Source organism: Bacteroidota bacterium, assembly GCA_038746285.1.
Classification (GTDB): Bacteria; Bacteroidota; Rhodothermia; order Rhodothermales; family JANQRZ01; genus JANQRZ01.
The window spans coordinates 1-12,552 of sequence record JBCDKT010000047.1 but is presented as its reverse complement, the minus strand read 5'-3'; the positions used below and the strand labels follow the sequence as shown (position 1 = coordinate 12,552).

The 12,552-nt window shown below is 71.0% G+C and carries 12 protein-coding genes; 10 read left to right on the top strand and 2 right to left on the bottom strand.

Annotated features, from left to right (window positions below):
• Nucleotides 1-26: 26 nt before the first annotated feature.
• Nucleotides 27-1,295 carry a glucose-6-phosphate isomerase gene (locus AAGI91_13760; GenBank protein ID MEM1043679.1) on the bottom strand — a complete coding sequence of 423 codons (1,269 nt, stop codon included), beginning with the start codon at nucleotides 1,293-1,295 and terminating at the stop codon, nucleotides 27-29.
• 152 nt (nucleotides 1,296-1,447) lie between these two features.
• Between AAGI91_13760 and AAGI91_13755 the strand changes: the two genes are divergently transcribed.
• From AAGI91_13755 to AAGI91_13720, 8 genes are all read left to right on the top strand, one after another.
• Nucleotides 1,448-1,981: a hypothetical protein gene (locus AAGI91_13755; GenBank protein MEM1043678.1), complete on the top strand. Its 534-nt coding sequence runs from the start codon at nucleotides 1,448-1,450 to the stop codon at nucleotides 1,979-1,981.
• Nucleotides 1,982-1,992: 11 nt separating this feature from the next.
• Nucleotides 1,993-2,250, top strand: coding sequence for an acyl-CoA-binding protein (locus tag AAGI91_13750; GenBank protein ID MEM1043677.1), 258 nt, complete (start codon nucleotides 1,993-1,995; stop codon nucleotides 2,248-2,250).
• A 68-nt stretch (nucleotides 2,251-2,318) separates the two neighbouring features.
• Entirely contained in the window at nucleotides 2,319-4,448 is a 2,130-nt protein-coding gene (locus tag AAGI91_13745) for an amino acid permease (protein ID MEM1043676.1), read from the top strand.
• Between the two features lie 32 nt (nucleotides 4,449-4,480).
• Nucleotides 4,481-5,077: an OmpA family protein gene (locus AAGI91_13740; protein MEM1043675.1), complete on the top strand. Its 597-nt coding sequence runs from the start codon at nucleotides 4,481-4,483 to the stop codon at nucleotides 5,075-5,077.
• Nucleotides 5,078-5,153: 76 nt separating this feature from the next.
• Nucleotides 5,154-5,603 (top strand): hypothetical protein, encoded by a 450-nt coding sequence (locus tag AAGI91_13735; GenBank protein ID MEM1043674.1) that lies wholly within the window; start codon nucleotides 5,154-5,156, stop codon nucleotides 5,601-5,603.
• A gap of 176 nt (nucleotides 5,604-5,779) precedes the next feature.
• Nucleotides 5,780-6,247: a type I restriction enzyme HsdR N-terminal domain-containing protein gene (locus AAGI91_13730; protein ID MEM1043673.1), complete on the top strand. Its 468-nt coding sequence runs from the start codon at nucleotides 5,780-5,782 to the stop codon at nucleotides 6,245-6,247.
• Between the two features lie 25 nt (nucleotides 6,248-6,272).
• Nucleotides 6,273-6,659 (top strand): copper-binding protein, encoded by a 387-nt coding sequence (locus AAGI91_13725; GenBank protein MEM1043672.1) that lies wholly within the window; start codon nucleotides 6,273-6,275, stop codon nucleotides 6,657-6,659.
• A gap of 93 nt (nucleotides 6,660-6,752) precedes the next feature.
• On the top strand, nucleotides 6,753-8,645 hold the full coding sequence (locus AAGI91_13720) for a putative nucleotidyltransferase substrate binding domain-containing protein (GenBank protein MEM1043671.1): 1,893 nt from the start codon (nucleotides 6,753-6,755) through the stop codon (nucleotides 8,643-8,645).
• 60 nt (nucleotides 8,646-8,705) lie between these two features.
• On the opposite strand, the gene AAGI91_13715 is transcribed toward AAGI91_13720, so the two are convergent.
• The gene (locus AAGI91_13715; GenBank protein ID MEM1043670.1) at nucleotides 8,706-9,101 is read right to left on the bottom strand and encodes a peptide chain release factor-like protein; all 396 of its coding nucleotides are present in this window, start codon (nucleotides 9,099-9,101) and stop codon (nucleotides 8,706-8,708) included.
• A 103-nt stretch (nucleotides 9,102-9,204) separates the two neighbouring features.
• On the opposite strand from AAGI91_13715, the gene AAGI91_13710 reads away from it, so the two are divergent.
• Nucleotides 9,205-10,425 (top strand): T9SS type A sorting domain-containing protein, encoded by a 1,221-nt coding sequence (locus tag AAGI91_13710; GenBank protein ID MEM1043669.1) that lies wholly within the window; start codon nucleotides 9,205-9,207, stop codon nucleotides 10,423-10,425.
• A 702-nt stretch (nucleotides 10,426-11,127) separates the two neighbouring features.
• A partial coding sequence (locus AAGI91_13705; protein ID MEM1043668.1) for an ABC transporter ATP-binding protein occupies nucleotides 11,128-12,552 on the top strand: 1,425 nt, incomplete at its 3' end.

Here is a 12,552-nt window from a genome sequence, read left to right as displayed (position 1 = left end):
CGAGGGGCTTTGTTGCGAAGCGAGCCTCAGTCCGGGCGGCCGAGGAGACTGAACATCTTCTGCTTGTAGGTCTCCACGCCGGGCTGGTCGAACGGGTTGATGCCGAGCAGGTAGCCGCCGACCGCGACCGCGTGCTCGTAGAACGCGAGCAGCGCGCCGACCGACCGGGCGTCGAGGCCGGGTATGGTGACGGTCCAGTTCGGGACGCCGCCCTCGGCGTGGGCGGCGGCCGTGGCCTCGTAGGCGCTGCGGTTGACCTCGGCGTAGGTCTTGCCGGCGAGGTAGTTCAGTTCGTCCGGGTTGCCGTCCTCCTCGCTGACCGTCGGGCCGCCGCCCGCGTCGCGCGCCCAGAGGAAGCTCTCGACGAGCGAGCGCTGGCCCTGCTGCACGTACTGACCGAGCGAGTGGAGGTCGGAGGTGTACTGCGCCACCGACGGGAACAGGCCCTTGTGGTCCTTGCCCTCGCTCTCGCCGAAGAGCTGCTGCCACCACCCGCCGACGCCCGCAAGCCGTGGCTCGAAGACAGCGAGGAGTTCGGTCTTGTAGCCCTGCTCGTGGAGGAGGTAGCGGTCGGCGGCGTAGTCCAGCGCGGGGTTGCCGTCGGTGCCTTCGAGCCGCTTCAACTCGTCCGAGGCGCCGTCGAAGAGCGCCCGCACGTCATGCCCGGCGGCGGCAATCGGGAGGAGGCCGACGGGGGTGAGGACCGAGAAGCGCCCGCCGATGCCGTCGGGGAGGACGAACTTGCGGTAGCCCTTCGCGTCGCGGAGCGGGTTGAGGAGGCCGCCCGTCGGGCCGGTCGTGACGACGATCCGCTCGCTGGCGTCGTCGAAGTGCTCTTCGAGGAACCGGCGGACGAACCGGAAGGCGAGCGACGGCTCGAGCGTGCTCCCGCTCTTCGAGATGACGTTGGCGTAGACGCTCTTGCCGTCGAGATAGCCGAGCAGCGCCTCGTGGTACCCCGGCGAGAGGTGGTGCCCGGCGAAGACGATCTCCAGGGTGTCGTCGCTGAACGCCGGGGTCAGCGCCTCGGTCACGGCCTTCGCGCCGAGGTACGACCCGCCGATCCCGATGCAGACCAGCACGTCGGCCCGCTCGCGGACCTCCTCGGCGACCTCCTCGATGGCGTCGAGCGGTGGCGGATCGGAGAGCAGCAGGTCACGCCAGCCGAGCATGTCGCTGCCCACGCCGGTGCCGCTGAGCACCTTTCGGTGGGCGTCGAGCACGCGGGGCTGGAGGTCGGCGCGGGCGGAGTCGTCGAGGAACGGGGTGATGTGCTGGCGGTCGAGGGCGATCATGGAGGGTGGGGCGAGAGGTGAGAAAACAAGGATGATACGAGACCACCGCCCACTGGTGCCGGTGCGGCTCCCTCAGCGTTTCTGGCTGAGGGACGAGTAGCCCGGCGCGCCGCCGGGAGCTATATTCTGCTACTTCTCTCACCTCCAGGCTCATGCGCGCCCTGCCGCTGCTCGCCCTCCTCGTCGCCGCCGGTTGCGGGACCACCCCGATCCCGCCGCCGCCCGAGACCTTCGACACGGTCGTCCTGACGAGTTCGCTCCCGGCGAGCACCCTCTACGCCCACGGCGTCGCCGCCTTCGTCCGCGCGGGCTGGGAACCGCTCACGCCGATGGAGGAGGGCCTCGTCGTGATGGTCCGGCCCGACGGGACGCGCGCCGACAGCACGGCGATCCTCGTCACGCTCCGCGTCGAGCCGCTCGGTTCCGACCCCGACGGCCTGGCATCCGGTCTCGCCGACCCCGACTACGGTGTCCCCGACCTCGCCCGAGGTGGTGTCGGCGAGGACGCCTCGCGCGAGCAGGTCGACCCCGAGGCCCTGCGCGCCGGGGCCGAGCGGCCCGCCATCACCGAGGGCGACGCCGTGCTGACGGCGACGGTCGACGCGTCGCGCCCCGGTGCCCGGCGGGTGCTCGTCCGCACCGCCAAGATCCTCGCCGCCGTCCGCGGCGACTTGTCCTACCGCTGACCCATGATCCAATGGCTGATCTCGACACCCAATTCGCCGCGGCGGCCGAGGCCGTGCAGGACCTCGACGAGCGCCCCGACAACGCGACGCTGCTCCGGCTCTACGCCCTCTACAAGCAGGGCACGGCGGGCGACGTGAGCGGCAAGCGCCCCGGCTTCGCCGACTTCGCGGGCCGCGCCAAGTACGACGCCTGGGCCGACCTCGAAGGCACCGAGCGCCCCGACGCGATGCAGCAGTACGTGGACCTTGTGGGCGAACTCCGAAGCTGAGGCCGCCGCGACCGGAAGGGGAGCGCAGCGTATCTTCCGCCCGCTCTTTCCCGGCCGCTCCTCACCCCGTGCCCGAGACTCCCACCCGGCTCAAAAAGAACCTCACGCTCTTCGACGTCTACGCGATCTCGACGGGCGCGATGTTCTCCTCCGGCTTCTTCCTCCTGCCCGGCCTCGCCACCGCGAAGGCGGGCCCGGCGACGGTCCTCGCGTACCTCCTCGCGGGCGTCTTCATCCTCCCGGCCATGTTCTCGGCGGCCGAGTTGTCGACCGCGATGCCGAAGGCCGGCGGGGCGTACTACTTCCTCGACCGCAGCCTCGGGCCGCTCGCAGGGACCATCGGGGGGATCGGGACGTGGCTGGCACTGGTCCTCAAGAGCGCGTTCGCGCTCGTCGGGATGGGGGCGTACCTCGTCTTCTTCTTCGACATCCCGATCCGGCCGCTGGCGGCCGCCCTCACGGTCGCGTTCGCAGCGCTCAACATCGTCGGGGCGAAGGAGACGAGCGGGTTGCAACGGGTCCTGGTGACGGTCCTCGTCGGGGTGCTCGCGTTCTTCGTTGTACAGGGAATCGTCGAGATCGTCGGGCTGCCCGAGGGCGAGATCGAGCGGCAGTTTACGCCGCTGCTGCCGTTCGGGTGGGACAGCATCCTGCCGGCCATCGGCCTCGTGTTCGTCTCCTACGCCGGGCTGACGAAGGTGGCCTCGGTCGCCGAGGAGGTGCAGGACCCGGACCGCAACCTCCCGCTCGGGATGTTCCTCTCGCTCTTCACCGCGACGGCGATCTACTGCGTCGGCGTCTTCATCATGATCGCCGTCCTCGACGCGGACGAGCTCAGGAGCGACCTCACGCCGGTGGCGACGGCGGCGGAGGCGTTCTTCGACTGGCTGCCGGAGCCGTGGGGCCTGCTGCTCATCGTCGCGGCGGCGATTGCGGCCTTCGCCTCGACGGGCAACGCGGGCATCCTCTCGGCCAGCCGCTACCCCCTGGCGATGGCGCGCGACCGCCTCGTCTCGCCGCGCCTGGGGGCCATCGGGCGCTTCGGGACGCCGGTCCCGGCCATCCTCGTGACGGCCGGGCTGATGATCCTCGCGATCGTGGCGTTCGACGTGGAGGCGATTGCGAAGCTCGCAAGCGCGTTTCAGCTCCTGCTCTTCGGGCTCCTCAACGTGGCCGTCATCGTGATGCGCGAGAGCCGCATTCCGAGCTACGTCCCCGGCTACCGCAGCCCGCTCTACCCCTGGATGCAGGTCGCGGGCATCCTGGTCCCCATCGTCCTCGTGGCGCAGCTCGGCCCGATCGCGTGGTCGGCGGCCGTCGTGATGATCGCCGGCGGGGCGTGGTGGTACCGCCGCTACGCCTTCCCGAACCCGGCCGTCGAGCGCGAGGGGGCGATCTACCACCTCTTCGAGCGTCTCGGGCGGCGGCGCTACGACGGCCTCGACTCCGAGCTGCGGGCGATCCTGAAGGAGAAGGGGATGCCGGACGAGGCCCCGTTCGAGAGCCTCGTGACGCGCGCTGCCGTGATCGACCTGGAGGAGGCCGTGCCCTACGCCGACCTCATCGCCCGCACCTCGGCGGTGCTCTCGGACCGGATCGGGGTGCCGGTGGAGCAGCTCGAGCAGGGCTTCATCGACGCCTCCAGCTACGGGTCGACGCCGGTGGCGCACGGGGCGGCACTCCCGCACCAGCGCCTCCCCGACCTCGGCGAGGCCGAGGCCGTCTTCGTCCGCTGCCGCGCCGGGATCACGCTCGACACGTCGCTCGAGGACGGCGACCGCACGGAGCCGGTCTACGCCATCTTCTTCCTCGTCAGCCCGGAGGACAGCACGAGCGCCCACCTCCGCATCCTCGCCGGCCTCGCCGGGCGGATCGACGAGGAGCAGTTCATGGACGAGTGGCTCGCCGCACCCGACGAGCAGAAGCTCAAGGAGACGCTCCTCCACAACGAGCGCTACCTCTCGCTCCGCCTCCGCGCGGGCACCGACGCGGCCCCGCTCATCGGCAAGGCGCTGCGCGAGGTCCGGCTCCCGGCCGGGACGCTCGTCGCGCTCGTGCGCCGCCGCGGGCGACTGCTCGTCCCGGGCGGCGCGACCGTCCTGGAGGCGGGCGACCAGGTCACGCTGATCGGCGAGGCCGCAGGCATCGCGGAACTCTACGAGCGCTACGGCCACGCGCCTTCGGACGTGCAGGCGTAGCTTACCCGAGTGTCCCCTCACCTGGTTTCGCTATGCACTCGCCTCCCGCTCCCGCCGCTTGCCTGCTCCTGCTCCTCGCGCTGAGTGCCTGCTCCGGCGGCCGCGTCGCCGAGCAGGAGGGTACGGTCACCGCGATGCGCGCCGACCTCGACGCCGCCCGCGCCGAGATCGACCGGCTCGAAGCCGAGAACCTCTCGATGGACCGCCAGCTCCGCGAGGCGATGGACGCGGCGGCCCGGGCCGGTGGCGGCACCGACCGGGGCGAGACGGTGGCGGTCCTGGAAGCGCGCGACCTCTTCGGCTCCGGCGGGGCCCGTCTCACGCGGGCTGGCACCGACCGCCTCGCCGACGTCGCCGCGCGGCTCCGGACGGAGTTCCCCGGTCGCCTCGTCCGCATCGAGGGGCACTCCGACAGCCAGCCGATCCGCACGGCCCGCTTCCCGTCCAACTGGGACCTCTCGACCGCCCGGGCGAGCGCCGTCGCCGTCCACTTCCAGCAGACGCACGGCTTCGACGGGACGATGCTCGAAGCCGTCGGCCTAGCCGAGCACCACCCAGTGGCCGACAACGGGACCGCGGAGGGCCGCCGCCAGAACCGCCGCGTCCGCATCGCGGTGCTGGACGGCTGAGCGGCGACGCCCACCCTCCTGGCGCTCGCATCCTCCGCTTCGCCCAACCGTTTCCGCTCTCCACCCGCTCTCCGCGATGGGCCGCATCACGAACACCGGCCAGACACCCGCCAAGCAGCGCCGCGCTCACATCCGCTCCTGCGCCGAAGCCCTCCGCCTCCTCGCCCAGCACGAGAGCCTGGCCTCGGGCCGCTTCGATGCCGAGGCGAAGGACCTGGCGGCGTTCCTCGTCCTCCACCTACGCGGCATCTACGACACGATCGACGAGAGCGCCCACGCGTGGGACGACCGCAACTACTGGAAGAAGGCCGAGGCCCTCCGAGAAAAATGGCGCTGGAGCCGGACCGCCGCCCGCACCCTCGCAGCCCTCGTGCTGGCGGACCACTGGGCCGAGGTGCCGCCGGTGCTCGTCTCGCTCGTCCCCCACTTCGCCGACGTGACGATCCACCAGCTCACCCGCGACGCCGACTGGTGGTGCGGCGCGCTCCGCGCCCTGAAACGGCAGGCCGCGGCGCCGACCCGGTGAAACCGGGCGTTGTGTGCCACTCCCGTGGTGGGCGATCACGCGGGGGGCGATCACACAGGATCGCCCCTACGACGGACGCAACGCGCGACGACGCAGTCATGCCTCACCCATCGCTGCCATCGCCTACTCTCCATTCCCCCCACGCCCAGCCCAACCGCTCGCAGCGCGTCCTCACCGTGGAGCCTCTCAACTTTCCCCCGACCGGCCCGTTCGACGTGCGCCAGCAGGGCGGGCGGCGCGTCATCCTGGACGCCGTGCGGCGGAAGTACGTCCGGCTGACGCCCGAGGAGTGGGTCCGGCAGCACCTCGTCCGCCTGCTCACCGAGCGGCTCGGCTACCCCGCCGGGCTGCTGGCGGTCGAGAAGCAGATCGAGGCCGCTGGCGGGCCGCGCCGGGCCGACGTCGTGGCCTACGACCGGCAGCAGCGCCCGCTTCTCATCGCCGAGTGCAAGGCCCCGGCGGTGAAGCTGACCCAGGCCGTCTTCGACCAGGTCTCGCGCTACAACACGGTCACGCTTGCGCCGCACCTCGCCGTCACCAACGGGCGCGAGCACTACTGCTGGACCGTGGACCGCGCGGCCGGAACGTTCCACTTTCTCGGCACCATTCCGCCGTTCCGAACGCTCGACCAGTCGGAGGCGTAGCTTGCCTACCCGACCCTGCCGCCCCATGCGTCTGCTCGCTCTGTTCCTGCTCGCCCCCGCGCTGCTGACCGGCTGCGCCGAACCCGACTCCCCGGCCGCGCCGCGCGCGTCGTTCACCGTGCGCGGGCTCTACCTCGGCCCGGCCTACGACGGCACTGTGGCGGTCATCAGCCACGAGGAGATCCCCGGCTTCATGGACGCTATGCAGATGCCGTTCCGCGTCGAGGACGCCGTGCGCCTGGACAGCCTGAGCGAAGGCGACAAGATCCGCTTCCACCTCGCCGACCGAGGCCGCGGCTACCGCATCGACAGCATCCGCCTCCTCCCGCCCGACACGCCGCTCGTCCTCGCCGGCGACACCACCGACGCCGCCGCGCCCGACACCTCGTCAACCCCAGCGCCGACGGACTAGACGGATGAACGGGAACCGTCTCACCGTCCACCGTCTCACCGTCCACCGTATTTTTCTCGTCCCCTCTCGCTCATCCTCCATGTCGGCCTGCCCATGAGTTCTATCACCGAACGCCTCGCGGCCCTCCTTGAGCGCACGCCTCCCTTCGATCATCTCTCGAAGGAGGAGCGGCAGCAACTCATGACCAACTTGGAGATCTACGAGCCGGGCGAGGTCATTCTCCAGCAGGGGACCGACATCCACCGGGCGCTCTACATCGTCGAGTCCGGCCTCGTCCGGCTCTTCGACGAGGACCAGGGCAAGCTCATCAACATGGTCGGCGAGGGGTCGATCTTCGGGTCCTACGGCCTGCTCCAGGGCGGCATCCTCCCGTACGAGGCCAAAGCCGTCGAGACAACCGTTTGCGCGCTGGTCTCAGCGGAGACGTTCAACGCGCTCTACAAGGACGACCCGGCCTTCGCGGCGCACTTCGACGAGGACCTCAAGCAGTACGTCCGCACGCTCGACACCGAGATGGACGCCTCGGGCGCGTTCCTCCTCTTCGAGACGAGCCTGGCGAACGTGGTCTACCGCGACGCGCTCACCTGCACGCCGGACGCGACTGTGCAGGAGGCCGCCGGGCTGATGCGGGAGCACGCGGACGACACGGTCCTCGTCGTCCAGGACGGTAGCGCGATGGGTCTCATCACCGAGGGCGACATCGTCAACGGAGTCGTCGCCACCGGGAGCCCGCTCTCGACGCCCGTGATGGACCTCGTCGAGCGGCCGCCGGTGGCGCTCTCCGGCTCCGACCGCCTCTTCGACGCCGTCCGGGTGATGATGGAGTACCGCATCCGCCGCGTCGTGATCACCGGCAGCGACCCCCAGGCCAAGCCGATCCTCGGCGTGGTGACGGCCGAGGACATCGCGCACTTCCGCGGCCTCGATCCCGTGGCGACGGTCGAGCGCCTGGAGAAGGCGCGGAGCGTCAAGGAGCTGGCCCAGATCCGCAGCGAGTCCACGCGCCGGCTTTTCCGGCTCTACCAGCAGGGCGTGCAGAGCGAGTCGCTCCTGGCCGTCGTCGCCGAGATGGACGACCAGCTCAAGGCCCGGCTCCTCCACCTCGTCGAGGAGCAGGCGCGCGCCGACCAGCCGGACCTCGCCGTGGACCTGCCGTGGGCGTGGCTCGCCTTCGGCGCGCCCGGCCGGCGCGAGGCCGCCCTCTTCACGAGCCAGTCCAACGGCCTCGTCTACGCCGACCCCGCAGACGAGGGCGAAGCCGAGCGCGCGGCCCAGTGGTTCGCGTTCCTCGCCGAGCGCGCCGTAGCAGCCCTCGGCGACGTCGGCATCCGGCCGAGCGACGAGGGCATCCTCGCCTCCGAGGAGCCGTTCCGGCAGCCGCTCAGCCAGTGGGTCGCGGCCTACGACCAGTGGGTCGCCGGAGCCGACACAGCGGCGTCGCTCCGCTCGGCGCTCTGCTTCGACGTGCGCGGGCTCTACGGCGACGACGGTCTCGTGGACCAGCTTCTCAAGGCCATCCGCGCCCGCCTCGAGAACAGCCGCCGCCTCCTGGCGATCCTGATGCGCGGGGCGACCAAGAACCGCCCGCCGATCTCGTTCTTCGGCCGCTTCGAACTGGAGCAGGACGAAGGGGCCGAGGGCCTCAACCTCCGCGAGCGCGGCCTCGACCCGATCGTGGACATGGTCCGCACGCTCGCGCTCGAGACCGGCCACCTGCGGAGCACCAACACCTTCCGGCGGCTTCGCCACCTCCGCGAGGCGCTGCCGGACCTGGAGCGCGAGCAGAAGGTTCTGCTCGGGGCCTTCGCCACGCTCTCGGACATGCACCTCCGCGCCCAGATGCAGGCCGCCGAGACGGGCGTCACCCCGACCGACCTGATCGACCCGAACGCGCTCCACAAGAGCCAGCAGAACCTGCTCAAGGAGACCTTCAAGAAGGTAGACAAGGTGCAGCAGGCGCTCCAGAACCGCTACGAGCGGGGATAGGACCGTTCGCATGGACAGCGCGGTGCACTCCGGCGTTGTGGGGCGTAGCATGCTACGCCCCTACAGCGGTTGAGACGGATACCAGATTATCTGAACCCGGTGTATCTCGTCGCGGCGGGGCGGGCGGCGGTGCTTCTTCTTCTCGGACCGCCGGCGCTTGGCCTCCAGGCGGCGGCGCTTCGAGGCGGCGGTCGGCTTGGTCTTCACGCGGCGCTTCCGGGGCTGGTTCAGCTTTTCGAGGCGGCGGCGCAGTTCGCTGAGGGCGAGGGTCTTGTTGCGGTGCTGGCTGCGCGTGTCGCGCCGCGTGACGGTCTCGCCGCTCGGCCGGTGGCGGAGCCGGACCGCGCTCTCGACCTTGTTGGCGTGCTGCCCGCCCGGCCCGCCGGAGCGGAACGTCTCCACGTCGCACTCGGCGAGGAGGGCGTCGTCGGTCTCCGGGATCGGACGGCGAGGCATGGGCTGAGGTGCGAGGTGACCGAAAGGATAATCCAAAAGCGCATGGCGGAAGTGGGCACCCGCCGGTATGTTCTTCTTTCCTATTCATCAAACCCACTTGATTATGCATGGCTCCCTTCGCTGCACCCTGACCCTGGCCCTCGCGCTGCTCCTCGCGCCCGGCGTCCTCGCGCAGGCCGTTGTCTACGACAACTCCGTCACCGAGGTCGGCACGACCTCGTTCTCGGCCATCGGCAACGAGTTTGCCAACACCGTCGCGCTCGGCGGGACCGAGCGCCAGGTGACGAGCGTCAGCGTCGCCCTCAACCGGCAGCTCACCAGCAACAGCGGCACGCTCGACCTCCAGGTGCGGCTCTACGACGTCGCCGCCTCGGGCGAGCCCGGGACGCTGCTCTACCAGGGCCCCGTCCTCGAGGACGTACCGCTTCCGAGCGGGAGCGAGACGGTCTTCTTCGTAGACTTCGACATCCCCGGCGTCACCGTGCCCGACGACGCGGCGTGGTCCGTGACGATCCTCGAGCGCAACACGGACTTCGCCGTCGGCTACCGGAAGTTCGAGCCGCCGGTGGTGGGTACGTTCCTCGGCAACTTCTTCCGGCCGCAGGGGCTGGGCGGCTGGGCGAGCACCACCAACTCGGTCGGCTCGGTGATCACGGCCGAGACCGGCCCGGCGTCCTTCACGGCGACGGTGTCCCCCGACACGCTCGGCGCGGGCGGCGGGGCGGTCACCTTCACCGGCACCCTCGGCAACCTGAGCGGCGCGCCGCTGCCCGTCGACATCTGGCTCGACGCCTCGGGCCCGGCCGGCGCGGAACTGCTGCTGGCCTCGGCCACGCTTCCGGCCGGGGCCTCCGTCACGCGGAGCCTCGCCGTTGGTGCCCCCGGCGGGCTCCCGGCCGGGACCTACGACGTGAACCTCAACGTCGGCGACTTCAGCACGCGGACGGCGATTGCGGCCCGCTCCTTCGAGATCGTGAAGGAGGGCACGGTCGCCGGTGCGCCGGCAGCCTTCACGGTCCCCGCCTGGGACGATGCCTTCGCGACGGCTCCGGCGTCCCGTGCAGCCGAGGCAGCGCTCGCGGCCTACCCGAACCCGTTCGCCGCCTCGACCACGTTCCAGTTCGACCTCGCCGAAGCCGGTCCGGCGCGGCTCGCGGTCTACGACATGCTCGGGCGCGAGGTCGCGGTCCTCGCCGACGGGCTCCACGCGGCGGGCCGGCACGAAGCCTCGTTCGACGCGCGCGGCCTCGCCGCCGGTCCCTACGTCTGGCGGCTGACGGCCGGGGCCACGGTGCAGACCGGCCATGTGACGCTGGTGCGCTGACGGCATGCCCCCCCGCGCCGGCGGCAGCGCTGCCCCCGAGGCTCCGGCTTCAGGGGCGGCGCTCGTCGGGTCCGCAGGCAGGCCGCGACAGCGGGACGAAGCGCCAGCAGCGCTGGCATGCGGACGAGCTGAGGACGCTCGCGCCTCGCGTCGGCGCGCAGAGGCGGGCCGAGCCAAAGTGCGCCGCACTCGTCGGACCCTGCGCCCGGGTCCTGACCACCAGACCGGTCCCGACCAGCGCCGGGGTGCCGAGCCGCCGGTTGGGCGCGAGCCACCAGGCGGACGCCCCGTTCGGCCTCGAGACGCCCGCTGCTACCCAGGGGTGGGCTGGCTTTCGCGAGGTCGTGCCCAGCACGGACGGCCGCGCGGCTACGTTCGTGTCCTGCCCGATCCTGGGGGCCGATCCGGGAGGAAGAGCGCGGCTGCCTCGTCGTGTGATGCGACGGCCCTCGAAGCACCGCGGACCGGTAGCCCACCCGGACGTCCCGGATCTTACGGGCGACTCGCCCGTCCCAGTGGTAGGGTTGCCCCCGACGCCCGGCTGGCGAGCGGAGCCACCTCCCATCTCGGCACAGTCGCAGCCCGCGCGCGGGCCGCTACCTCCGGGCTCCATGCCCGACCTACTCGGCCAGCCCCCCGCGCCCGGCAAGCCTCCCGCGCCCGGCCGGCGCTGCTCTCCGCAGCAGAACGGTACCCGTCTCCATGTCCCAGCCACCGCACAACGCTACCGCCGAGGCCGGCAGGTCGAACGAGAGCACCAACGGCCGCGCGCGTGACCAGCGCGGCCTGCGCGAACAGGCCATCGAGGCGTTCGGCATCCTCCAGCGCCGTGCCGACCGCGTGATCGCTCCCGAGCGGCTGCGCACGTTCCTCCAGTCGCGGCCGATCTCGTCGTTTGCACTGTTCGAGCTGCTGGCCGAGTTCGCCCGGGCGCAGGGGCTCGTGGTGGTCCACCAGGACATCGCCCCGGACGAGCTGCTCAACCGAGGCCTGGTGGACGACCTCGTGCTGCTCCCCGAGGGAGACATCGGCCTCGTGCTCGAGGTCAACACGTTCGCGCGGAGCATCACCGTGCAGAACCTCGGCCCCAGTGCCCAGGAGCGCCACGACGTGGACGAGCTTGCCCGCGCCTACCCTGGAGAGATCCAGGTGCTCCACCTGCAGGGCCAGGCCCCGCGCTTCCTCGACGACGGCACCCACGCCCCGCCGCTCCACAGCGACCACGCCACCGACGTCGACCCGCACGACCGGCTCGACAACGCCCGCGAGACGTTCGAGAGCCTGCTGCGCCTTCTGAGCGACGAGCGCAGCGACATCGTCACCGTCACGATGTACGCCGTGATGGTAGCGCTCTTCTCGCTCACGATCCCGCTCGCCTCGCAGGGCATCATCGACGCGGTGGCGATGGGTACGTTCACGAACCAGGTCGTCATCTTCTGCGCCGCGATCTCGCTGGGGCTGCTGCTCTACGGCATCTTCACGATGCTGCAGTACTACACGGTCGACGTGCTGCAACGCCGCCTCTTCGCCGCGACCGGGCTCGAGATCGCCTACCGCATCCCGATGATGACGCGCTCGGCGCTGGAGGGCGAGTACGGCCCCGCCCTGATGAACCGGTTCTTCGACGTGATCACCATGCAGAAGAGCCTCGCCAAGATTCTGATCGATGGGCTGTCGTACTCGCTCGTGGCGCTGGTGAGCCTGGTGCTGCTGGGCATCTACAGTCCCTTTTTCCTGGTGGTCGGGCTGCTCGCCGTCCTCTTCACGCCAGTGCTCATCTGGGGCCTCGGGCGCAACGCGCTGGACACGAGCTTCATGGAGTCGAGCACGAAGTACGCCATGGCGCACTGGCTCGAGGACCTCTCGCGCTGCCACCAGAGCTTCAAGCTCAACGGGGCGACCTCGTACGTCCACGCCCGCACCGACCGCCTCGCGGCGCGCTACGTCCGGACGCGCGGCGACCACTTCCGCATCTTCGGGCGGCAGCTGGCCAGCGCGGCCGTCTTCCGGGCACTCGTGGTGGGGATCGCGCTCGGCATCGGCGGCTACCTCGTCACGCGCGGCGACATCACGCTCGGGCAGTTCGTGGCCGCCGAGCTCGTCATCGTCTCGCTCACCGGAGCCGGG